At 42.8% G+C, this 24339-nt stretch carries 16 protein-coding genes and 1 tRNA gene; 12 read left to right on the top strand and 5 right to left on the bottom strand.

The genetic code is table 11. The features are described 5' to 3' along the window. Window positions 1–11 precede the first annotated feature (11 nt). The 4 genes from ACTNBR_RS09105 (at window position 12) to ACTNBR_RS09090 (ending at window position 6074) form a co-directional block, all read left to right on the top strand. A complete protein-coding gene (locus ACTNBR_RS09105; protein ID WP_427805970.1) occupies window positions 12–1115 on the top strand; it encodes a PucR family transcriptional regulator in 1104 nt (367 codons plus the stop codon). Window positions 1116–1158: 43 nt separating this feature from the next. Continuing rightward, complete coding sequence (locus tag ACTNBR_RS09100) at window positions 1159–3450, top strand: hydratase (RefSeq protein WP_427805969.1); 2292 nt, start codon at window positions 1159–1161, stop codon at window positions 3448–3450. Window positions 3451–3644: 194 nt separating this feature from the next. Next, window positions 3645–4091, top strand: coding sequence for an RNA polymerase sigma factor (locus ACTNBR_RS09095; RefSeq protein ID WP_441017829.1), 447 nt, complete (start codon window positions 3645–3647; stop codon window positions 4089–4091). 27 nt (window positions 4092–4118) lie between these two features. Beyond that, window positions 4119–6074, top strand: coding sequence for a beta-propeller domain-containing protein (locus tag ACTNBR_RS09090; RefSeq protein WP_441017795.1), 1956 nt, complete (start codon window positions 4119–4121; stop codon window positions 6072–6074). 431 nt (window positions 6075–6505) lie between these two features. Here ACTNBR_RS09090 and ACTNBR_RS09085 read toward each other — a convergent pair whose 3' ends face one another. Next, the gene (locus tag ACTNBR_RS09085) at window positions 6506–7915 is read right to left on the bottom strand and encodes an amidophosphoribosyltransferase (protein WP_427805967.1); all 1410 of its coding nucleotides are present in this window, start codon (window positions 7913–7915) and stop codon (window positions 6506–6508) included. A 1385-nt stretch (window positions 7916–9300) separates the two neighbouring features. Between ACTNBR_RS09085 and ACTNBR_RS09080 the strand changes: the two genes are divergently transcribed. The 3 genes from ACTNBR_RS09080 to glgB all read left to right on the top strand — a co-directional run bounded on the left by ACTNBR_RS09080 (window position 9301) and on the right by glgB (window position 15513). Beyond that, window positions 9301–10218: a ketopantoate reductase family protein gene (locus tag ACTNBR_RS09080; RefSeq protein ID WP_441017797.1), complete on the top strand. Its 918-nt coding sequence runs from the start codon at window positions 9301–9303 to the stop codon at window positions 10216–10218. Between the two features lie 100 nt (window positions 10219–10318). Then, the gene (locus ACTNBR_RS09075; RefSeq protein ID WP_441017799.1) at window positions 10319–13468 is read left to right on the top strand and encodes a hypothetical protein; all 3150 of its coding nucleotides are present in this window, start codon (window positions 10319–10321) and stop codon (window positions 13466–13468) included. Between the two features lie 128 nt (window positions 13469–13596). After that, on the top strand, window positions 13597–15513 hold the full coding sequence (glgB, locus tag ACTNBR_RS09070; protein WP_427805964.1) for a 1,4-alpha-glucan branching protein GlgB: 1917 nt from the start codon (window positions 13597–13599) through the stop codon (window positions 15511–15513). A 271-nt stretch (window positions 15514–15784) separates the two neighbouring features. Here the strand turns inward: glgB and trmB are convergent, their stop codons facing one another. After that, on the bottom strand, window positions 15785–16441 hold the full coding sequence (gene trmB / locus ACTNBR_RS09065; RefSeq protein WP_427805963.1) for a tRNA (guanosine(46)-N7)-methyltransferase TrmB: 657 nt from the start codon (window positions 16439–16441) through the stop codon (window positions 15785–15787). Between the two features lie 215 nt (window positions 16442–16656). On the opposite strand from trmB, the gene ACTNBR_RS09060 reads away from it, so the two are divergent. Next, window positions 16657–17262 (top strand): adaptor protein MecA, encoded by a 606-nt coding sequence (locus ACTNBR_RS09060; RefSeq protein ID WP_427805962.1) that lies wholly within the window; start codon window positions 16657–16659, stop codon window positions 17260–17262. 71 nt (window positions 17263–17333) lie between these two features. Here ACTNBR_RS09060 and ACTNBR_RS09055 read toward each other — a convergent pair whose 3' ends face one another. After that, window positions 17334–17801 (bottom strand): Lrp/AsnC family transcriptional regulator, encoded by a 468-nt coding sequence (locus ACTNBR_RS09055; RefSeq protein ID WP_427805961.1) that lies wholly within the window; start codon window positions 17799–17801, stop codon window positions 17334–17336. A gap of 225 nt (window positions 17802–18026) precedes the next feature. On the opposite strand from ACTNBR_RS09055, the gene ACTNBR_RS09050 reads away from it, so the two are divergent. From ACTNBR_RS09050 to ACTNBR_RS09040, 3 genes are all read left to right on the top strand, one after another. Next, window positions 18027–18099, top strand: a tRNA-Lys gene (locus tag ACTNBR_RS09050). A gap of 828 nt (window positions 18100–18927) precedes the next feature. Then, window positions 18928–20169, top strand: coding sequence for a replication initiation protein (locus tag ACTNBR_RS09045; protein ID WP_427805960.1), 1242 nt, complete (start codon window positions 18928–18930; stop codon window positions 20167–20169). Between the two features lie 105 nt (window positions 20170–20274). Then, window positions 20275–20433: a hypothetical protein gene (locus ACTNBR_RS09040; RefSeq protein WP_427805959.1), complete on the top strand. Its 159-nt coding sequence runs from the start codon at window positions 20275–20277 to the stop codon at window positions 20431–20433. Here ACTNBR_RS09040 and ACTNBR_RS09035 read toward each other — a convergent pair. Both ACTNBR_RS09035 and ACTNBR_RS09030 read right to left on the bottom strand, forming a co-directional pair. After that, window positions 20430–20942 (bottom strand): GAF domain-containing protein, encoded by a 513-nt coding sequence (locus tag ACTNBR_RS09035; protein WP_441017801.1) that lies wholly within the window; start codon window positions 20940–20942, stop codon window positions 20430–20432. The genes ACTNBR_RS09040 and ACTNBR_RS09035 overlap by 4 nt on opposite strands. Window positions 20943–20954: 12 nt before the next feature. Continuing rightward, window positions 20955–22127, bottom strand: coding sequence for an aminotransferase class I/II-fold pyridoxal phosphate-dependent enzyme (locus ACTNBR_RS09030; RefSeq protein WP_441017803.1), 1173 nt, complete (start codon window positions 22125–22127; stop codon window positions 20955–20957). A 202-nt stretch (window positions 22128–22329) separates the two neighbouring features. On the opposite strand from ACTNBR_RS09030, the gene ACTNBR_RS09025 reads away from it, so the two are divergent. Next, complete coding sequence (locus ACTNBR_RS09025; RefSeq protein WP_441017805.1) at window positions 22330–24312, top strand: sodium-translocating pyrophosphatase; 1983 nt, start codon at window positions 22330–22332, stop codon at window positions 24310–24312. The last annotated feature ends 27 nt before the right edge of the window (window positions 24313–24339 follow it).

Genomic DNA, 24339 nt, shown 5'->3' with positions numbered 1-24339 from the left:
AGGAAAATAAAGTGTTATCGAATCAGATTTTACAGAGAACGATTCATGAAATCGGGGATATTGTGGAATGTAGTTGTTCCATTTGGAATATGGAAGCGGCCATGCTGGCCGCAGTCGGAGCGAAGAAGGGCTGGATCCAGCACGCAGTAGAAGCGTTTATCTCGGAGGTTCAGGAGGTGGGCTGTACGGCAGAACTTGTGACAGATGAGATTGCGGTCTTCCCGGTTTGTGATGAACTGGAGCCGATCTATATTTTTGTGATCGAGCATGAAGACAAACTGAACGGAAGGGTCAGTGGAAAACTCTGTGTGAGTCAGCTGGAAGGCCTGATCCGCATGAACAAGGAGCGGATGGATAAGAACCGTTTCATGCAGAATCTGATTCTGGATAATCTTCTTCTGGTCGATATTTACAATCAGGCAAAGAAATTGTCCATTCCGGTGGAAAAGCGCAGAGTAGTCATTCTGATCGAACCAAAGAATCCGGAGGATACCATCGTCCTCGAGATGGTGAAAGGCATCTATACTTCGGGAACCGGTGATTATGTAACGGCGGTCGATGAAGGACATGTAATCCTGATCAAGGCGCTGGATGAAACAGACAGCACAAGAGAGATCCAGCACAATGCGAAGATGCTGGTCGATATGATCAATACAGAAGCAATGGTAAATGTCCGAGTGGCTTACGGTACCATTGTGGAGGAACTGAAGGATGTTTCCCAGTCTTATAAAGAGGCGCAGATGGCATTGGATGTCGGAAGGATTTTCTATCCGGAAAAAAATATCCTCGCATACAAGGAACTGGGAATCGGTCGTCTGATCCATCAGCTTCCGCTGTCACTTTGTGACATGTTTCTGGAGGAAGTATTTGCTGGAAAAGCAGTGGATCAGTTTGAAGAAGAAACCTTGTCTACCGTAGACAAATTTTTTGAAAATAACCTGAATATTTCGGAGACGGCAAGGCAGCTCTTCGTACACCGCAATACATTGGTGTACCGTCTGGAGAAGATTCAAAAACAGACAGGGCTGGATGTCAGAGTATTTGAAGATGCACTTACATTTAAAATTGCATTAATGGTTGCTGACCATGTGAAATTTGTCCGCTCAAAGGAATAACAGGTTCAGATAAATACAGCATAAAAGAAAAGGAGTGTTGACAATGGTGAAATTGTATGATGGTGGTGCGTATCTTGTAAATGGTATGGAAATTATTCCGGACGCACCGGATGCTTTGGAGGCAGTAAAAAGTAAGACAGGAACTCAGATCACGAAGCAGGAAGCTGCACAGCAGACCATGGCGTATGGAATACTGAAGGCACACAATACTTCCGGAAATATGGAACGGCTTCAGATTAAGTTTGACAAGCTGACTTCCCACGATATTACATTTGTCGGAATCATTCAGACGGCGCGTGCTTCCGGCCTTGAGAAATTCCCGATTCCGTATGTTCTGACGAACTGCCATAACAGCCTGTGTGCGGTTGGAGGAACGATTAATGAAGATGACCATATGTTTGGCCTTACCTGCGCAAAGAAATACGGCGGTGTCTACGTTCCGCCTCATCAGGCCGTCATCCATCAGTATGCAAGGGAAATGCTTGCAGGCGGCGGTAAGATGATTCTTGGTTCAGACAGTCATACCCGCTACGGAGCGCTTGGTACGATGGCGATGGGCGAAGGCGGACCGGAGCTGGTAAAACAGCTGCTGAATAAGACCTATGATATCAAAATGCCGGGTGTTGTGGCGATTTATCTTGACGGGGAACCGATCAAAGGCGTAGGACCGCAGGATGTTGCACTTGCAATCATCGGCGCGACATTCGGAAATGGCTATGTTAATAATAAAGTGATGGAATTTGTGGGACCCGGAGTTAGCAAACTGAGTGCAGATTTCCGTATCGGAATCGATGTCATGACTACAGAGACCACTTGTCTGTCCTCAATCTGGAGAACCGACGAGAAGATCAAAGAATTCTACGATATTCATGGAAGAGTCGGAGAATACAAAGAACTGAACCCGGGAGCAGTGACCTACTATGACGGACTGGTTTATGTGAATCTGAGCGAAATCCGTCCGATGATCGCGATGCCGTTCCATCCATCCAATGTATATACCATTGATGAGGTCAATGCAAATCTTGCAGACGTGCTTCATGATGTAGAACAGAGAGCCCTTGTAAGTCTTGATGGTGCAGTGGATTATTCACTGCAGAGCAAAGTGGTAGACGGAAAGCTCTATGTAGATCAGGGTATTATTGCAGGATGCGCGGGCGGCGGTTTTGAAAATATCTGCGCTGCAGCAGATATCATCAAAGGAAAATATATTGGTTCTGATGAATTTACATTCAGTGTTTACCCTGCAAGTACACCAATTTACATGGAACTTGTGAAAAATGGAGCAGTTGCGACACTGATGGAAGCAGGAACGATCGTGAAGACCGCATTCTGTGGACCATGTTTCGGCGCAGGAGATACACCTGCCAATAATGCATTCTCCATCCGACACTCTACCAGAAACTTCCCGAACCGTGAAGGAAGCAAGCTGCAGAGCGGACAGATCGCATCCGTAGCGCTGATGGATGCACGTTCCATTGCGGCAACCGCAGCAAATAAAGGATTCCTGACACCGGCTACCGCGATGGATGTAGAATATAAGAATCCGACCTATCATTTTGATAAAAACATTTATGCAAACCGTGTATTTGACAGTCACGGCGTTGCAGATCCGTCTGTGGAAATCAAATTCGGCCCGAATATCAAGGACTGGCCGGCGATGAGTGCTCTTCCGGAAAATCTGCTTCTCAAAGTGGTTTCTGAAATTCACGATCCGGTAACGACAACAGACGAACTGATTCCATCCGGAGAGACATCTTCTTACCGTTCTAATCCGCTTGGACTTGCAGAATTTGCACTTTCCAGAAAGGATCCGGCTTATGTGGGAAGGGCAAAAGAAGTTCAGAAGGCACAGAAAGCGATTGAAGCAGGAACCTGCCCGCTGGATGTACTTCCGGAAATGAAGTCTGTTATGGAGAAGGTAAATGTAAAATTCCCGGAGGCAGGCAGAGGAAATCTGGGTGTAGGAAGTACGATTTTTGCTGTAAAACCTGGAGACGGTTCCGCGCGTGAACAGGCGGCATCCTGTCAGAAAGTGCTTGGTGGCTGGGCAAATATCGCCAACGAATATGCTACCAAGAGATACCGCTCAAATCTGATCAACTGGGGTATGCTTCCGTTTATCACAGAAGAAGATCATACCGCACTTTCCTTCAAGAATGGCGATTACATCTTCGTACCAGATGTCAGAAAAGCTGTCGAAGAGAAAGCAGCAGTGATCAAGGCGTATGTTGTCGGTGATGAGTTGAAAGAAATCGAACTGAAGTTAGGAGATCTGACGGATGTAGAAAGAGAGATCATCCTGAAAGGATGTCTGATCAATTACTATAGAGGGTAATACAACTAAAATATAAAGTGAGAGAAGCATTCCATTTATCGGGGTGCTTCTTTTTTTGAAAAAATTTATTTTTCTTGCAACACTTGCCCCTTTTATTTACTCTAATAAATAGAAGTCGACTTTCAAGGGAGGAGGGAGCAGCGGTGATTGATGCGAAGCAATTCACTGAATTATATAAATTAGTTTACAAAGATATGTATCGTTTTGCATTGTGTATGATGAAGAATTCACATGATGCAGAAGATGCAGTCAGCGAATCTGTACTTCTGGCATATGAAAACGTACATAAGCTGCGGAAAGAAGAGGCATTTCGCTCGTGGATTTTCCAAATTCTTGCCAATGTATGTAAAAAGAAATTAAAGGCAAAAGAACGTACCGAAGTGCCGATTGAGGAAGAACATGCATCGGAAGATTTTACCGATCAGATAACAGAAGACGTGAGAAAAGCTTTTTTTATACTCTCGGAAGAAGAGCAGTTTATTGTGGCACTTTCCGTTTTTGCCGGATATAACAGTGCAGAAATCGGAAAAATGTATAAACTGAATTCCAGTACGGTGCGATCCAAGAGGAAGAGAGCGCTGGAAAAGATGAGAATCGTATTATGCGGCCCGCCCGACAACAAAGACTGCGTGAAGGCATAAGAATAATAATCGAAGGGAGAAGGCATTATGACAAGACAGGAAAAAGAAATTCTTGATAAAATCAACGATGCGACGAAGGATATAGAAGTTCCGGAAAGCCTGCAGCCGGAGAATATACAAAAACTTTTGGAGAAAAAGAAGGTAAAGAGGTGGAAACGATCTTATACTTATGGACTTGCCGCAGCGAGCGTGGCACTGGTTCTGCTGGCAGGAGCAGTGGTTCATTCCCTGAGTGGATCTGAAAATGGTTTGGGAATCGTTACATCAGGAGAAAGTGCGAGAAAAAACAGTAAAGGAGAATTCCGGATCAATACTGAGATCGCATCGGCGGAAGATTACGATCAAGTGTATGAATATCTGGAGAGTTATAACACAGCTTTAAGAGAAGAAAATGGAAGGTATGATGCTGGTTTCGGTGACGGTGCCGCATGGTATGGTGCGGTCGAGAAATCGAGCAGTACGGACAGTGCAGCCAGTATGGAATCCGACAGGACGATGCCGGGAGAAGGATACTCCGATACGAATGTGCGGACAGAAGGAGTCGGAGAAGCAGATATTGTCAAGACAGACGGAACCTATCTCTACGCTCTGAAGGACAACGCCATGGAAATAGCGATCGTTGATACCCGGAACGAACAGATGAAAATTGCCGGAACGATAAAAGCGAGAGAAAATACGCAGATCAGTGAGTTCTACGTTGACGGGAATCAGCTTTTTGTACTCGGTAATACTTACGATGTGATAATCGACACAGATGAGACGTTTTACGATACAGAAAAGGCCTATCTGGATACGTATGATATTTCTGATGTAAGCAATCCCAAGCTGAAAGCGAGCCTGGAACAGAGCGGAAGGTATCATAGTTCCAGGTATGTAGATGGCTATCTGTATATCTTCAGTAATTTCTACGCTTACACGGATGGAGGAAAAAATGATAAAGTTGCTTACGTGCCTCAGGTGAATGGAAGCTTTATTGCCGACCAAGATATTTATCTTCCTCCGGCAAAAGCGGCAACCCAGTATCTGGTCGTTTGCTCCGTCAAAGCAGATGACCCGAGAAAAATCGTGGATCAGAAAGCGGTATTGTCCGAATTCAGCGAATGCTATGTGAGCGGAAACAACATCTATGTTTATGAGAATACACGTTCAAGCGTACTTGCAAGGACTGTTTTTGAAAATGTAAATCAGACTATGATCCGAAGAATTTCATACAAAGACGGTGTACTCACCGGCGAGGCTCAGGGCAAAATCAACGGTTACTTGAATGATTCCTTCAGCATCGACGAATATAACGGTAATCTACGTATTGTTGCGACGATTGACGGTGCAACAGAGACAACGAATGCCGTCTATGTTTTAAACAATAAATTGGAAATCATAGGACAAATTACAGATCTTGCCGAAGGAGAAACCATTTACTCCGCAAGATTCATGGGAGATACCGGATACTTCGTGACCTTCCGCCAGACCGATCCCCTCTTCAGCGTAGACCTCTCCGATCCCGAAAATCCGGAAATCATAGGAACCCTCAAAATCCCGGGATTTTCAGAATACCTGCACTTTTACGGTGACAACCTCCTCCTCGGAATCGGAATGGACGCCGACGAAGAATCCGGAACGACAAACGGCATGAAAATATCCATGTTCGACATCTCCGATCCGAAAGACGTCAAAGAAATACACAAATACACAATGAAAGAGTCCTACTATTCCGACGTCTTCTACGATTACCGCGCAGTCCTCATCGACTACAACAAAAACATGATCGGCTTCTCCGCATACGGCAACCAGGAAATGTACTACATTTTCCAATACGACAAAACCAACGGCTTCAACCTCGAAATGCAAGAAGAGGTCAACGGCAACTCCTGGATGACCGCCCGAGGCATCTACATAAACGACCGCCTCTACATTGTCAAAGGAAACGCCATAGAAAGCTACCAGATCGGAGACTATACCAAAATCGATGACCTGCTGATATAAAATCATCCGGGAGGCGCTCATCAGAGCCGCCCCCGATCACAAACACTCATAAGTCGCTCACCAGAGCCGCCCCCCAAAAATCACAACCTCAAAGTGCGCTCGAAGAGCCGCCACCAAAAAACAAAACCTCCCCCGGTGTGACGCTCGCAGAGTCGTCACACCACACCACCGCCGCGTCAAACCTCAGCCTTCCCCACACAACCCCTACCCCCCAGGGACTAAAGTTGAAAAGCGGGAGCGCAGGAGGGGATGCATTGCGGAAGTTAAGCGGCGGGCCCGGAGAATCGAGACTATCAGAATGTTAAAAAAGACAGGATGCGAGCCACATTTGGCGAACATCCTGCCTTTTTGTTACATTCTGAAGTCCCGAGTCGCAGGGACCAGAGCGTTGGAGCAATGCATCCCCTCCTGCGCCCCCCGCGACCACAACCTTATTCCCGACCATCAAAACAATACGTACAAACCTTACAAGCATCCAACCCAATCGATTCGATCAGGTCATCCAGTCTATGATATCTCAGCGAAGTAAAATTCTGAATCCTACAAATCTCATCCAGCATCTTTGCATAGCGGTCACTGTTCGGATCCGCATATTCACTCAGTACATTGACATCATTGTCGCCTTCCCACTCGCGGATAATACGGCGTGTGATCAGATCAAGCTCTGATTTAGAACGTGAGAAATTCAAATATTTACATCCATACAAAAGCGGCGGACACGCCGGACGGACATGTACTTCTTTTGCACCGCTCTGATAAAGGAATTCCGTTGTTTCCCTGAGCTGCGTTCCACGGACGATCGAGTCATCGATCAGAAGTAACTTACGATCTTCGATCAGATCGTGAACCGGAATCAGTTTCATACGCGCGATCAGATCACGCTGTTTTTGATTGGTAGGCATAAAAGAACGCGGCCAAGTTGGGGTATACTTAATAAACGGTCTTGCATATGGAATGCCGGATTCATTTGCATAGCCGATCGCATGTGCAATACCGGAATCCGGAACACCGGCAACGATATCGGGTTCTACTGTTCCGGCATCACGTTTGGCAAGAAGACTTCCGCATTTATAACGCATCTGTTCTACATTTACACCTTCATAAGAAGAGGTCGGATATCCATAGTAAACCCAGAGGAAAGAGCAGATACGCATCTTATCACATGCCGGGCTTACAGTTTCCACACTCTCCGGGGTAATATAAACGATTTCACCGGGGCCTAGTTCCTTGTAATCGGTATAACCAAGATTGATATAAGCAAAACTTTCGAAAGAAACACAATATCCGTCGTCTTTTTTCCCGATTACAACCGGAGTACGTCCGTGAAGATCACGGGCGGCATAGATGCCTTCCGGTGTCATGAGAAGCAGGGTCATAGAGCCGTCGACCAGAGACTGGACATAACGGATACCTTCTACATAAGAATCACGCATACTGATTAAGGCTGCAATCAGTTCAGTAGCATTTACCTGCCCGTTCGTCATTTCCTGAAAATGCGCATGCCCTTTTTCGTATACCAGTTTCATAAGCTGATCAGCGTTGTTGATTTTGCCGACAGTCGTAATTGCAAAACTGCCGATATGAGACTGGATCAAAAGCGGCTGTGGCTCAAAATCGGAAATACATCCGATTCCGATATTCCCCTTCATATCGTCTACATCTTTGTCAAATTTTGTTCTGAATGGCGAATTCTCAATATTATGAATTGCACGGTTGAAGCCTTCTTCCCCGTGAGTAGCCATTCCTCCACGTCTTGTCCCCAGGTGAGAATGATAATCTATTCCATAAAACAAATCCAGAGCACATTCAGACTTTGAGGCAACACCAAAAAAACCTCCCATAATTAAGTTCTCCTTTCCTGTTTCAAAAAGACACGTAGGAGTATGTCGAAAATCCTACGAAAACAGTTTAACATGAATTTTACAAAATGAAAAATAAAAAATAGGTGATAACTATAAAAAATACAATAATTGGGAAAAAACATTCTATGATGTTGATAAGCTCTGCGAATTGGAAAACTGTTAAATTTAATAAAAAGTATAAATTGCATGAAAAATGGTACACAAATAACAAATTATAAATTAACTTAAAAATAATTTCAAAATAGTATTGACAAATATGCATTGAGGTGGTATTATTTAATCAATCCAAAAGAAAAGAAGTTCCTGACGAGAAAGGGAATTTCAAAAAAGAATTTTTTACTAATAAATATTTTTTCTTTTACGAATTTATTATACTCGCCAAGAGTATAAAAGAAAATATAAGAGATGAGATCGGAAAAGGATTAAAAGAATAATTAGTATTTGAAGATTTGAAAGTTTTAAGAAAGCGAGTATACATTTTATTTATGAGAGTTTTGTAGGTGGGGTGTATAAAATCTAATTTTTAAAATTGATGATTCATAAATATTAAGAGAAAATTTTAATTTAGCTTCTGATAAAACTTATATTTAATAAAAAACTTACAGTATTCGATGAGTAAAAGAAATTTATTTTGAAAGTATCAGATATCTTATAAAAATTTTGGACAAAGAGTTGGAAAGGAAGGAGGCTTTGACCGTTGGACAATTCAGAATTTACAACTCAATATGTTAGTGGTATGGCAAATGAAAGTTCCTGTGAGATGAGCCTTTACCATAGATTTTAACCGGCAGAGATAAAAAGAAATGATAAAATATATCGGAGAGATATAGAAGCTGGAATAAAGATTAAAAGATTCAGAATTTGCAGACATATTGAGAAAAATACCACAATAATTTAAAGAGCTATAAGATGTGTAAAGAAACATCAGATAGCAGAAATCGATGATTTATAAATAGAAAATGAAAGTAGATATCAGTTATAGACGGAATAATTATCAAATATGAATGATTGAAAAAGGCACCAATAATCATAGATGAAATTATAGATAAGAATAACAAAGGGATATTTATAAAAAAGTAGTTGGAAGTTATAAATCAGGTATGAAAGACGATAGTCCGGAGCTTTAAATTATATAAAATATATAAACATAGGAACAGGAATGAAAGATTGATTCCTCCGATAAAAGAAGATTATAACAACTTAATATAAAAAAACAGCCATTACAAAAAGGTAATGGCTGTTTTTTTATAAATGTTTAAGATTCCTTAGGTTTACTCTATTTTATAGAATGTAGTATAATTACAGTGTTTGAAGTAAAGAGCAGATAGTTTCGGGATAAAGATGGAGGTAAAGAACATAGAAATATGGAAATACAAAGAGTAGCGCTTCTGGGAGCTGGCGCGGTAGGAGCATATTTTATATGGGGACTTTCAGAAAAGATGGGGGATCATTTCTGTGTTATAGCCAGTGACGAACGGAAAGAACGATTGGAAAGAGACGGAATTGTCATAAACGGAAAGAAGTATTCACTGCATGTAAAGGAGCCGGAAGCAGCAAAAGGAGTGGATCTGCTGCTGGTATCATGTAAACAAGATGCGTTGCAGGGGATCCTGGAAGATATTCGGAACATTGTTGATGAACATACCATCGTCATCAGCTTGCTTAATGGGGTGAGCTCTGAAGAAATAATTGGAAAAGTGATAGGTATGGAGCATATGCTGTATGCGGTTATGCGGATTGCATCGGTGAGGGAAGGAAACCGGATCACATTTTCCGAGGAGCATACAGCTGGGGTTTATATTGGAGAGAAAGGGACCAGAGAGCCGACAGAAAGAGTATTGGCTGTGGAACAATTGCTGAAAAGTGCAGGACTTGGCTGCCATGTTATGGAAGATATTGTGCTGGATATGTGGATAAAATATGCAAGCAACATTTCACAGAATCTTCCGCAGGCTATTCTTGGAGTGGGATTCAATGCGTATAAAGACAGTAAAAATGTATATGCGATTGCAGAACGGCTTTGGAAAGAAGTGGCAAATGTAGCTCATGCCAAAGGAATTCCTCTTACAGAGAGAGTTGTGCTTTTCCGGGGAGTGAAAGCAGATGCAAGATTTTCTACACTGCAGGATCTGGATGCGGGGCGTCATACAGAAATTGAAATGTTTGCCGGAGAAATGATACGAATGGGCAAAGAATATGGAATAGATGTGCCGTATTGTGAATATACATATTATTTGATTAGAGCGTTGGAAGAAAAAAATGATGGTAAATTTGATTATTAGATATTTTTTGACATTGACTACGCTGTATGTTACACTTAACTGGTAAAAATATATAAACTTACCGAGGAAAAGTAAAAATAATTGTAAGAGGTGAGAAACAGTGGATAAATATGAATATCGCATAAAAACAGAGCAGATGCTCAAATATGCCGAAGAAAAATCCTATAGAAAAGCAATGGAAATTGCGGATACAATTGACTGGCGTAAAGTTAAGAATTCATCCATGCTTTCTACTGTGAGTGAGATATACGAAAATATGGGGGAACTGCAAAAAGCAAAAGAAATTTTGTTTATTGCATATGATAAAGCACCGACAAGCCGCAAGATTGTATATCGTCTTGGACTTTTGTCATTGAAGTCAAATGAGTTAGATGAGGCAATGGACTGCTATGAGGAATTTGTCAAGATGGCTCCAAAGGATCCGAATCAGCATATTTTGAAATATAAGATTCTTAGAGCCCAGAATGCACCGATTACACAGCAGATTGAAGCACTTGAAGATTTTAAACATGCTGAGTATGTAGAAAAATGGGCTTATGAACTTGCTAAGTTATATCATGAAGCTGGCATGACTGCGGAGTGTCTGGAGGAATGTGATGATCTGATTTTATGGTTCAGTGAAGGCACGTACGTTTATCAGGCAATGGAACTGAAAATGAAGTATAAACCGCTCACACCTTTACAGCAGGAAAAATATGATAGCCGTTTTGCGGGGGAGAAGAAAGAACCTGTAAAAAAGAAACCGATGTTCAAGAAACCGAAGGAACGTCCGGCACCGGATCCAAGGATTGCTCAGAAGATTCGGGAAAATGTACATGTGACGGGAAGCATTGACCTTCCTGATCTTCCTGAGCCGATGGCAGAAATTGTATCACCAGATCTGGAAAGTCTTCCGGATGAGCGTCCGGTACCGCCAAGGCCGAGAACCAAGATCGAGAATACTTCTGAGATTGTGACTACGATCTCCGGCTCTAATTTGGCCGATGTCCTGAAGGCCGGTGTGGCTGTGGCAAGTGGTGTGGATGTTGCTGCACAGCAGCAGAAGCAAGATGATCCTCAGGTGACAGGTCAGATGAAGATTGAAGAGATTCTGGCAAACTGGGAAGTAACCCAGCGCGAAAATGCAAAAATCATTGAAAAAAATGAAGAAGAGAAAAAGCGCAGGAAGGCAGCCAGAAAACAGGAGGAAGAGTCGCTGGGAGATACCAAGACAATCCTGGCGGATGATATCCGGAGATTGATGGAGGAGTTGGAAAATGGAACAGAACCTTCAGAAACGCTGGAAGATGAAGAGAAAGATGGCGTCACCGAAGAATATGAGGATGATGACGTTGAGAATATGGGAAATGTTGTAGAATCCTTACAATTGGACGATGATGATGACGAGTACGAAGATGCAGAAGAATACGAAGAAGAGGAGTATGAAGACGCGGAAGAGTACGAGGAAGAAGTAGAAGAGGAAGACAAATACGAGGACGCGGAAGAATACGAAGAAGAGGAGTATGAGGACGCAGAAGAGTACGAGGAAGAAGTAGAAGAGGAAGACGAGTACGAGGACGCGGAAGAATACGAAGAAGAGGAGTATGAAGACGCGGAAGAATACGAAGAAGAAGTAGAAGAGGAAGACGAGTACGAAGATGCAGAAGAATACGAAGAAGAGGAGTATGAGGACGCGGAAGAGTACGAGGAAGAAGTAGAAGGGGAAGACGAGTACGAGGACGCGGAAGAATACGAAGAAGAGAAGTATGAAGACGCGGAAGAGTACGAGGAAGAAGTAGAAGAGGAAGACAAGTACGAGGACGCGGAAGAATACGAGGAAGAGGAGTATGAAGACGCGGAAGAGTATGAGGATGAAGTAGAGTACGAGGACGACAAGTACGAGGATGCGGAAGAAGACGCGGAAGAGGAGTATGAAGACGCGGAAGAGTATGAGGATGAAGTAGAGTACGAGGACGACAAGTACGAGGATGCGGAAGAATACGCGGAAGAGGAGTACGAGGACGCAGAAGAGTACGAGGAAGAGGAGTACGAAGACGCAGAAGAGTATGAGGAAGAGGAGTACGAAGACGCGGAAGAATACGAGGAAGACGAGTATGAAGATGCGGAAGAGTATGCGGAAGAGGAATACGAAGACGACGAGTATGAAGAAGAATACGATGAGCTCGAGGATGAATATCTGGATGAAAAGGATGTCTATGAACTGGATATAGATGCGATACTCGAAGCACAGAAAAAATCAGATTCTGCAGAAGATCCAGAATTTGCGATTAATCCTGATTTTGATATTGAACTGGAATCAGAGACAGATTCAGAGCCGGCTTCGAAGAAAAAACCTCGTTCAAAGCGCCCGGAGCAGAAACAAGAAGTTCTGGAAATTGAAGAACCTTCAGAGGAAGAGATTACTTCCCGTATGAATAAATTTGATACAGGATTTATTGTGCAGGGACGTTATGATCTAAGTGCAACGAGTGAAATTGGTCTGAAAGCCGGTCTTACTGAGGAACAGAAGAAACTGTTTTCTTACTTTGTCCCGATTCGAGGGGTGAGCGAACAGTTGGTAGAAGTTCTGGACAATGACAAGAGATGTAAGAACAGATATGGAACATCCCGCACAGGTAATATTGTTGTTGTAGGTAAAAAGGGCACCGGAAAAACCGTGCTTGCAGTAGACATTGTAAAAGCAATTCAGAAGCAGCGTAAGTTGAAACAGGGTAAAGTAGCGATTATTACCGGTGATTCTCTGAATAAAAAAGAACTTGGCGGAATCATCAGAAAACTGAATGGTGGGGCATTGATTATTGAAAAAGCAGCAAAAATGAATGCCAGAACCGTCAATGAACTGAATGATCTGATGGATGAGCAGACCGGTGAATTGCTGTTTGTTTTGGAAGAGCAGAAAAAACCTTTGGAGAAGCTGTTTGCAGCAAATCCTAATTTCAAAAAGAAGTTTACGTCCAGATTGGAACTTCCGGTGTTTATTAATGATGAACTGGTAACATTTGGACAGACTTATGCAAAGGAAAATGGTTACCGGATCGATGAAATGGGTATCCTTGCACTTTACAGCCGTATTGATATGATGCAGAGAGAAGATCATGCAGTGACTGTGGCGGAAGTGAAAGAGATCATGGATGAAGCGATTGAGCATTCTCAGAAAGCCAATGTGAAGCATCTGATGAAACGTGTATTCGGCAAGAATAAGGACGATTCGGACCGCGTAATTTTGAAAGAAGAGGACTTTAAGCTTTAAATAAGTGCTTTTGCAAAATACAAAGGAAGAAAAAAGAGTTTTGGCATGTGTAAATCAACCAAAACTCTTTCTTTTTTCAACGATTTCTAGTATAATATTCATAATCATTTGAACAAGAAGGCGGGAGGATGGCTGTGAAAGAGAAAACATTAAAAGAATATGAAATAGGCGAACTGGATCAGTATTTATTTGGGCAGGGAACCCATTATGAGATTTATAAGAAATTAGGAGCTCATTTGGTAAATGATGGAAAGAATGACGGTACTTATTTCGCCGTTTGGGCGCCGCATGCAAAATCCGTATCTGTTATAGGAGAGTTTAACAACTGGGATTCTAAAGCGTGTCCGATGGAGCGCAATGACCCACTTGGCATTTATACCGCATTTGTCCCGGAAGCAAAGAAGGGGGATCTATATAAGTTCTGCATTGAGACATTCAGTGGTTCCTTCATTGACAAGGCAGACCCGTTTGCTAACAGTGCAGAGATGCGCCCGGGAACTGCATCCAGAATCACAGATATTTCAAATTTAAAATGGTCGGATGGAAAGTGGATGGAGCACAGAAAGACATGGGATCACCATAAAGAACCCATGGCAATTTATGAGGCGCATATCGGTTCATGGAAGCGCCACCCGGGAGAAGACTATAAAGGATTTTATACATACAGAGAATTCGCCCATGAGGCGGTCAGTTATCTGAAAGAGATGGGGTATACACATATTGAGTTGATGGGAATTGCAGAGTATCCATTTGACGGTTCATGGGGATATCAGGTTACCGGTTATTTCGCACCGACTGCCCGTTATGGAACGCCGGAAGACTTTGCGTATATGATCAATTATTTCCACAAGAATAAGATTGGTGTTATTCTGGACTGGGTACCGGCTCATTTCCCGAGAGATGCCCACGGTCTTGCTGATTTTGACGGAACACCGGTATATGAATACGCGGATCCACGTAAGGGGGAGCATCCGGACTGGGGAACCAAAGTGTTCGACTATGGTAAGAATGAAGTGAAGAATTTCCTGATTTCCAATGCTCTGTTCTGGGTGGAACATTTTCATATTGATGGGCTTCGGGTAGACGCAGTCGCATCCATGCTTTACCTTGATTATGGACGTCAGGATGGGCAATGGGTGGCGAACAAGTATGGCGGCAACCAGAATCTGGAAGCGATTGAGTTCTTCCGTCATATGAATTCCGTTGTACTTAGAAGAAATCCTGGTGTTGTGACGATTGCAGAGGAATCTACAGCCTGGCCGATGGTAACCGGAAAACCGAAAGATGGTGGTCTGGGATTCAGTATGAAGTGGAATATGGGATGGATGCATGATTTTACAGAGTACATGAAACTGGACCCGTATTTTAGAAAAGGCGCTCACAATCTCATGACATTTGCCAGCAGCTATGCGTACAGTGAGAACTACATTCTGGTATTATCGCATGATGAAGTGGTGCATTTGAAGTGCTCTATGCTGAATAAGATGCCGGGACTTGGATTTGATAAGTTTGCAAATCTGAAAGTGGGCTATGCTTTCATGATGGGACATCCCGGAAAGAAGCTGCTTTTCATGGGACAAGAATTTGCGCAGTTACGTGAATGGAGTGAGGCGCGCGAGCTAGACTGGTATCTTCTGAAAGAAGAAGAGCATCAGGCAATTCAGAATTTCTATAAAGATCTTCTGCATCTTTACAGAAAGAATAAGGCGTTATATGAAGAAGACTGTTCACCGGAAGGATTTGAATGGGTGAATGCGGATGACGGATACAGAAGTGTTTATAGTTTTATACGTCATTCGAAAGATAATAAAAAGAATCTGCTTTTTGTATGCAATTTTACTCCGATGGAATGGGAAGATTACAGAGTTGGGGTATCGCGTAGAAAGCAGTATAAACTGATCTTGAACAGTGATGAACCTCAGTATGGAGGAAAGGGAGAAGAACGCCCGAAGGTATATAAACCTGAGAAGCAAGAATGTGACGGAAGACCATATTCTATACCGTATAAACTGCCGCCATATGGCGTAGCTGTATTTGAGTTCTAAATATAGTAGTAAAATGGAACGAAAGAATCCGACTTGGTACTTTTATAAAGCGCTAAGCCGGATTCTTTTGATTATGGTATGCATTTGGGATTCAGAATATCATGTATTTCCCGAAAAGACTTCCGAAGACATCTCAATTTTCGGTTTATACATGGATTGTCATAAAAGAAGCAGCACATAAAATGCTTTATTTTACATTTTTGTTTCATTTGTGTACGCCTTTTTGTGATCTGTGTTACTTTATATTATGCGTTTTGCGTTCAAAAAATACCTATTGCCGCATGGCAATCAGTTTGTGGATTGGATGTCCCTGTCCGGCAAATTTCTCCTCGTATTCTGTCATAACATTGCCACGGCTGAGAGTTGGATCGTTGTGGAGATCATAGGTTTTTGCGAGAAGAACCCACCCTGCCAGATCGACCTGTTCCAATGAAAAATCAAATAACTCTTTATTATCTGTCTTAAACTCAACAACCCCGTCATAAGCAAGAATCTTATCGTAACGCTCAAAGTACTGACGAGATGTCAGGCGGCGTTTGGCATGTCTGGCCTTTGGCCAAGGATCGGAGAAATTCAGGTAGATCTTATCCACTTCTCCCACGGCAAAGACTTCAGGAAGGTTCTGCGCATCCATACAGATAAAACGGATATTGGAAACATCCTGATATGCTTCATCATGATCGTAACGTTCCAGAGCACGTACCAGGACGCTGGAATAGCGTTCGATGCCGATATAATTAATTTTCGGGTTTTCTTTTGCCAGGGTAAGAAGAAACTGTCCCTTTCCCATGCCAATCTCTATATGAATCGGATTTTCGGGGTGTTCGAAGGTTTCCTTCCAGGTTCCGCGATACCGTGTCTCATTTTTGATTACCAGAGGATGTGCTGTTAAATAGGCATCGGCACCCGGTACGTTTCGTAATCTCATAATTTATTCTCTCCTTATATAGTATAACCTAATTTATTTTACACTATCTGTGTAGAATTTGAAATAGGAAATTAAAGAAAAATAAACGTTCGTACATAGAGGGTAAAAACTGAAAAAAGTATAAATTCGCATGAAAAGATTGACAAAACAGAAATAATGTTATACAACATATAGAACAAGGCGTGGATTGATTAGAAGAAGAGAGGAGTGGACATATGACATTCTGGAAAATAACAGAGACAAAAATGAATTGCCTGATCACGCAGGAAGAGATAGAAATATTGGGTTACAGCATGGAAGAACTGATGCAGAATCATGAACGGACAAAAGAGTTCCTGAATTTGCTGCTTGAAAAGGGATGTGAGGTTCTCAATATGCAGGTGAGCGGGGATGTAACAAGTTTCTATGGCGCGTTATTGCCGGATCGAAGTCTTCTTCTTTCTATTGCCTGTGAAGAGGAAAAGCAGAAGGCGAATCAGCTGCAACGCGTGAAGGAAGAGCTTACCAGCGAGGATGCTGCAGAATGTTTGTCTTATCAAATCGTATTTCCCGAGTTGGATCACATGATACAGTTCTGTGGGGCATTCGGAGCCGGAAAGGCGGCAGAGAGCAGACTTTATGAGAATGATAGGATGTATTACTTGATGATGGATTTTAATAATACCGAAGAAGGAAGAGACGCGGCACGATCCATCATTGTGGCAGAGGAGTTCGGAGGGCTTGTAGAGCAGAACGCGATATCGGAATTGTTTCTCAATGAACATGAAAAATGTCTGATTAAGGAATGCGCAATAGAGAAATTGTGTGAAATGGATTCATAGGAAAAGCGCAAAAATGCTTCGTCAGAGCATTTTTGCGTAATTCCATCAGTTTGTGGATTTCTGAACGAAAATCAAGCATTATCTTCAGGAGAGGGTTCGGGAAGAGAGGTATAAATATTTTTAACATTTCGTAAAACAAATTGAGTTCGTGTAGAACGAACACCCCTCTGATCTTTGACCCATTTATGTATCTGCTCAAGATGTTCCGAAGAACGGCAGCAAATCTTTACCAGATAATCAAAATCACCTGTTAAATAGTAGCAGGAAATGATGTTAGGGTGTTCCATTATTTTTTCGATAAATGAATCGTTAAAGCGCGGATGAGTGAGACTGATTTCCATCAAGGCCGTTAAGTCGTTACCCATTTTGTGTTCATCCGTAATAATGGTGTATGATTCTATGATGCCGCTGTTTTCAAGTTTGCGTATACGTTCGATGACAGTTGATACGGAAAGATGAATCTCTTTGCTTATATCAGATGCTTTGATTCTTGCATTTTTTTTCAGTATAGATAAAATTTGGTAATCCAGTGAGTCCATAATGCCACTTCCTTTCGCTAACTCAAGTAAGGTCTCACACATTTATTATGATATAAAATGTACAGTTTGTCAAAAGATTTCGATTAATTTTGGTAGGAATTGATAATTGTAATAGTTTTGCGTATAATGGGTTGAAAAAATTTAAAAAAAATATAAAAAAACACTTGCATTTTTGCGAAAGGGGTTATATAATAAATCTTGCGTTACGGAAGTGACATAAAGCAAGCGCCTTTAGCTCAGTTGGTAGAGCAGTAGACTCTTAATCTATTTGTCCAGGGTTCGAGTCCCTGAAGGCGCATTTATAAGCACTGTTTTCGATGATTGTATGAGAGACATCGGGGGCGGTGCTTTTTTGTTGTATAAAAAATGATATTAAGAGAAAGGTGTCCATCCATTTTGAAGATCATTCATGTATCCCGCTCTCCCAAAAAGGTACACAATATAAAGAAGAGGGGGGCTTTTGGGGGAATAGCAAAAATGAGGACATTCTTATATATATTGAAGATAACAACAACATATTTTAATTAAATTTTGTTTATATTAGAAAGCCTTGAAAACCGCGTGGTTGAGGGATTCTTAGGGGGATTTTGTGTACCGGAAAGGGGTAGCTTGTTTACCTTTCAGGGTAAAGACGTGTACAATTCAGGGGGGACTTGTGTAGGAATAAGGGGCATGTTGTGTACCTTAAAGGGAATATGAATGACCGGAAAAGTACACAATGATACAAAATCGGATTTTTTTCTTTACAAAATCCTATATCTTGTATATAATTGCTTTATGCAGTGTACCTGTTTGGTACACATAATTTAGAATGCGACGCACCCTTTTGGTACACAAAAAGGAAAGGGGTACCCTGAAAAGTACACGATAAGAAAGAGGATTCCTGAGGGGATGGCGGATCCTGTTTTTTAGTGTAGGAATACCCTTTTTGGTACACGAAAAGAGTGATATATTTTTGAACGTGTTACCCAAAAGGTACACAATAACCCGATTGGTACACAAGTTGTAAGGAAAAGGGTGCAGAGAAGAGTGCTGTGAGGGAATATGGCACCTGAAAGGTACACAAAACAATTTATACACCCAAAAGGTACACGATGACGATGCAAGATAATAAGGGGTTAAAGGAATGGTGGAGACAGGGAAAAAGACGAAAGATAAACAATTGATGGAACGGGACATGGTGTCGCGCTCGAATGTGCTGATTGAGAGTAAGTCCAGTACATCTCTTTTTGAACGGAAGCTTTTGAATATTGCAATTTCGAAGGCATATATTGAAGACGGGGAGCTGATTGCAAAAGTGTCGACGAAGGAGATTAAGAATTATCTGCATATTAGCGGAAATTCAATCTATTCAAGGCTGAAAGAGGTGTCAAAGGAGACTTTGGGACATGTTGTAAGTATTGAGGATGATGAAAAAGAGAATTTTATCATGTTTAATGTTGTGAATAAATGTGAATACCAGGATGGCGTGTTCACAACGCGTTTTACAAAAGAAATGAAGCCTCATATTTATAATCTTAAAAAAGATTATACCCGGATGAGTCTGGATGTACTTTGCTCGTTTAAGTCATTGTTTACGACACGAATCTACGAAATCCTGAGAACACAGTATTACCGGTTTGAGCGTGAACCGGGGGATGTGCTGGTGGTGCCGCGGCCGCCTAAGAAACCGTATTCTGTTGCAGAACTGAAATTTACATTGAATGTGGTGGATGCCAATGCTTCCAAAGCAGTGAAACGCCTGGTAGAGCAGGGAAGATTTGAAGAAGCTCTGGGAGAAATCAAAGATGCGCCATTTGATGACTGGAGAAATTTCCGGAGAAAAGTTATGGAGGTCGCGAAGAAAGAACTGGAAGAATCCGAGTATTCGGAGATCTGTTTTGATTATGAACCGGTCAAGAGCGGAAAAGGCGGAAAAGTGACAGGGATCCGCTTTTTGGTAAAGAAGAACCCGAATTGTACACATCATTCCGATCTGAAGCGTATGCAGGCGGTGGAAGCGGAAATGGAAGAAATAGCACCGGATGTTCTTGCACCTAAGAAAGTAGTTGTGAATGAAAGTATGATTCTTGAAGTGGCTGAAATATTTGGCGAAGAGCCGGTCACCATTCAGGAGATCCGCATGCTGCTCCAGGTATCGGAAAACAGGCCGGATGTGATAAAGAAGGCATTTCAGATGGCACAGGAGCAGAGCTTTGTGCATAATCTGATCGGATGGATGCGAAGATGCATTGAAGAAAAATGGTATGAAACGGAGACGATGCCAAAGTTTAAAGGGAAAACGGTGGAAGAATCGCAGATGACACTCGATTTATATCAGGAGTATCTTAATGAAAGAGATAAGAGTAAAGTTTGTTTATGTAAATAGCAAGCCGATGTAAGGTGTACTTTTTATGACTCACCTCTTTCGATATCATAAATTCAGAACATATGAGAAACATAAAGGTTGGTTTATGAAACGGAGGAGTTTGAGATGAAAAGATTTTTAAACAGCGATTTGTTTATTTTTATATGGGGAGCAGCGCTCCTGATCTACTGGCCGGTGGGAGTGGCCCTTTCTGTACTGGGACTGGTTGGGAGCTGGTATGAAGGAAAGAAAGCCTGTTTCCATAAAATAGCAGAGCAGCATTAAAATAGCTGCTCTAATATTTTTGCATATTCAGCAAGACCTTTGCGGTCATATTCATCAAACCGTCCGATGACGGGACTGTCGATATCAAGGACTCCAATCACCTTCCCGTTGGAATGAAGTGGAATCACGATTTCCGAATTGGAAGCGCAGTCACAGGCAATGTGCCCCGGAAATTCATGTACATTTTTTACGAGCATGATTTCATCGCGGGCAACAGCGGTGCCGCAGACTCCGTTTCCTACCTGGATTTTCACGCAGGCAGGCTTTCCATGGAAGGGACCGAGTATCAGAAAATCTTCTGAAGAATCTGCAGCAGGATTCAGAAAACTGTTCATAAGGTAGAATCCGGCCCAGTTAATATCTGTTAAGGCAAGATTTAACAGCGCAGATGCATTAGCCAGGGCAGGAAGCCAGTGGGGATTCCCATCAATCAGCCCCAGCAGCCTGGTTTTTATAAGTGGATACAGATGTGATTTGTCTTCCGGATAAGTACTGGTATTTTCAAACATTAATCTATCTCCTTATTTTTGAAACATATTGGAAGCCTTCAGAACTTCCAGCAATTCTTTGATTTCATCGGGATCGATGACGAGAGCCATTCGAACGTAGCCTTCACCTTCGCTGCCGAATGCGCTGCCCGGAGTAACGATCAGTCCGGTGCGTTCCATCAGTTCCATGCAGAAATCCAATGAAGAAGCATAGCCTTCCGGGATGCGTCCCCATACGAACATAGTTCCCTGGCTGTCGGGTATGTCCCATCCGATCTCACGGAGACCGCCGCAGAGGGCACGGTTTCTTTCTTCGTATTTCAGACGCTGCTCTTCGACAAAATCATCAGGACCGGTAAGTGCTGCGATTGCGGCATATTGTACCGGCAGGAAGATGCCGTAGTCGATCTGACTGCGCAGTATTTTGAATTTTTCAACGATTTTTTTATTACCGATCACGAAAGAAATTCTGGCACCGGTCAGATTGTAGGATTTGGAAAGGGAGTAGAACTCTACACCTACATCCTTCGCGCCTTCGAAGGACAAGAAAGAACGTCCCTGCTTACGGGTAAATATAATATCGGAATAAGCATTATCGTGAATGATGATAATATTATTTTTCTTTGCAAAGGCAATCAATCGCTCATAGAATTCATCCGGGGCACAGACGCATACCGGATTCAGAGGATATGATACGATCATATATTTAGCCTGTTTCAGGATTTCTTCCGGTATATGTTCAAGATCCGGAAGGTATCCGTTCTTCTCTTCGATTTTGTAATACTCAATATGGGCACCTGCCATAATCCCGTTCATTTCAAATAATGGATATCCGGGATTCGGTACAAGGATGGTATCGCCCGGGTTGCACAGCGCCATTCCAATATGTGCCATTCCTTCTTGAGAACCGTAGACGGACATGATCTCATCCGGTTCAAGATCTACCTGGAAGCGATGTTTATAGCGATACTGTACGGCTTCTATAAGTTCCGGAATATCACGCAGAGAGTATTTGTAGTTTTCGGGATTCCCACAGGCATCCTGCATAGCTTTCATAATATGCGGCGCCGGTGAAAAATCGGGGGTACCTATTGAGAGGTTGTAAATCTTTCGGCCGCGTCGGATCAGTTCCTCCTTCTTCTCATTTAACATGGCAAAAATGCCGGTCTGGAACTGATTCACCATATCTGAAAATTGAAATTCCATTTTTCAGTACCTCCTTTTATCTTCTGAATAAGGTAATCTTAGCACTGAAAAGCGGCATTTGCAATAGGAGAACAATAGAGACAACTATGGATTATCACTGAAAATAATATATTTTACTTCACAGTTCCGGGTATGTCTGATAAAATGTAATTAACAGATAATATGGGATGAAATACAATAAATTTCAGAAAGAAGGGGTAAAATGGAAGCAATTGTAAAAATGATTTCGGTGTTTGGAATACTGGCGTTGCTGTTTGCAACGTATCTTGCAAGAAAGGTTGCCCGTCAGGAAGAAGGAACAGGGCGTATGAAAGAGATAGCAGGAGCGATCAGTGAAGGGGCCAGAGCATTTCTGATGGCCGAATACCGCATTCTCATTTTCTTTGTTGTCGTGCTGTTTGTCTTAATTGGCGTCGGGATCGGTAACTGGGTGACTGCGATCTGCTTTGTCGTAGGAGCGCTCTTTTCTACCATGGCGGGGTATTGTGGAATGAGTGTGGCGACGAAGGCCAATGTCAGAACGGCAAATGCGGCTCGAGTAAGTGGAATGAATAAAGCGCTGTCGGTAGCGTTTTCCGGCGGCGCGGTAATGGGAATGTGCGTGGCAGGTTTTGGTGTCCTGGGAGTGAGTGCGATCTATCTGCTCACCAAAAATGTAGATGTGCTGTCGGGATTCAGCCTGGGGGCGTCTTCGATCGCCTTGTTTGCTCGTGTCGGAGGAGGTATCTATACAAAAGCTGCAGATGTGGGAGCGGATCTTGTGGGTAAGGTAGAGGCAGGAATTCCTGAGGATGATCCCAGAAATCCGGCGGTCATTGCCGACAATGTCGGTGATAATGTCGGTGATATAGCCGGCATGGGAGCAGATCTGTTTGAATCTTATGTGGGGGCTCTGATTTCGGCACTGACATTGGGAATTGTGTATTTTCAGGCGGAAGGGGCAATGTATCCGCTTATGATCTGCGGTTTTGGACTGCTTGCATCCGTGCTTGGTACCTTTTTTGTAAAGGGAGATGAAAAATCAAATCCGCACAAGGCGCTGAAAATGGGTACATATGTAGCGAGTATTGTAGTGGTTCTTGTGTCCGTTACTTTCAGTAAAATGCTGTTTGGAAATTTTAAGGCGGCTGTTGCCGTGGTTTCCGGATTGATCGTAGGACTTCTGATAGGCGCCATTACAGAGATTTATACGTCAGAGGACTATAAGTCGGTAAAAGTGATCGGAGAACAGTCAGAAACAGGAGCGGCCACAACGGTAATCAGCGGTCTGGCTGTGGGAATGAAATCTACAGCGGCTCCGATTCTGCTGATCTGTGCAGGTATTTTTGCGGCGTATCAGGTATGTGGGCTTTATGGAATTGCACTTGCGGCAGTTGGAATGCTCTCAACTACAGCGATTACCGTGGCGGTAGATGCGTACGGCCCGATTGCAGATAATGCAGGTGGTATTGCAGAGATGTCCGGATTGGATAAATCCGTCCGCAACATTACGGACAAACTGGATGCGGTCGGAAATACAACAGCGGCGATCGGAAAAGGATTTGCAATCGGTTCTGCGGCTTTGACCGCACTGGCGCTTTTTATTTCCTATGCAGAGGCGGTACAACTGAAAAGCATTGATATCCTGAATTACAGGGTGATCATAGGACTTTTCATCGGAGGAATGCTTCCGTTTCTCTTTTCGGCGATGACGATGGAATCCGTTTCAAAAGCGGCATATCAGATGATCGAAGAAGTGCGGCGGCAGTTCAGGAGTATTCCGGGAATCATGGAAGGGACGGCAAAGCCTGACTATAAGTCCTGTGTTGCAATCTCCACGACGGCAGCTTTGAAAGAAATGCTGGTTCCGGGGATTATGGCAGTTTTGTCGCCGCTTGCGGTGGGAATTTTACTTGGGCCGGAAGCTCTGGGAGGTTTGCTGACAGGGGCACTGGTAACGGGTGTGCTGATGGCGATCTTTATGTCTAATGCGGGCGGCGCATGGGATAATGCAAAGAAATATATTGAAAATGATCATCATGGCGGCAAAGGAAGTGAAGCCCATAAGGCGGCAGTAGTCGGAGATACGGTAGGGGATCCGTTTAAGGATACTTCAGGACCTTCCATTAATATCCTGATTAAATTGATGACGATCGTGTCACTGGTATTTGCACCATTGTTCCTGAGAATCGGGGGATTAATTTAAAACTATATTGAGTGTAAAAATCCAGGC

Origin of the sequence: Bariatricus sp. HCP28S3_F11 (assembly GCF_052065395.1) — a bacterium.
Lineage (GTDB): Bacteria > Bacillota > Clostridia > Lachnospirales > Lachnospiraceae > Allocoprococcus.
The sequence above is the reverse complement of the archived record's forward strand: the minus strand, read 5'-3'. Positions and strand labels throughout refer to the sequence as shown.